This is a genomic window from Pseudomonas sp. IT-196MI5 (assembly GCF_949767415.1).
Taxonomy (GTDB): domain Bacteria; phylum Pseudomonadota; class Gammaproteobacteria; order Pseudomonadales; family Pseudomonadaceae; genus Aquipseudomonas.
On sequence record NZ_CATKPZ010000063.1, the window covers coordinates 1 to 488 of the forward strand.

The window sequence follows — 488 nt, forward strand, 5'->3', positions numbered from 1 at the left end:
GATTTCGGGTCGTTCTTCGCCGCCGGGTTGACCACGTCGTTGGCGCCCAGCACCAGCACCACGTCGGCCTGGCCGAACTCGGAGTTGATGTCGTCCATCTCGAACACCTGGTCGTAAGGCACTTCGGCCTCGGCCAGCAACACGTTCATGTGCCCGGGCATGCGACCGGCCACCGGGTGGATCGCGTACTTCACGGTCACGCCGCGATGGGTCAGCTTCTCGGTCAGTTCCTTCAGCGCATGCTGTGCCCGTGCCACCGCCAGGCCGTAGCCCGGTACGATGATCACGGTGTCGGCGTTGGTCAGCAGGAAGGTCGCGTCGTCGGCCGAACCGGATTTCACCGGACGGGCTTCTTTCGCACCCGCCGGGCCGGCGGCCTCCGCGGTATTGCCGAAGCCACCGAGCAGGACGTTGAAGAACGAACGGTTCATCGCCTTGCACATGATGTACGAGAGGATCGCACCGCTTGAGCCCACCAGCGAACCGGC

At 65.0% G+C, this 488-nt stretch carries 1 protein-coding gene; it reads right to left on the minus strand.

Features of this window, described 5'->3' with window-relative positions:
- On the minus strand, positions 1-488 hold a 488-nt coding region (locus ACM6IK_RS24300), incomplete at both ends, for an NAD(P)(+) transhydrogenase (Re/Si-specific) subunit beta (RefSeq protein WP_414876360.1).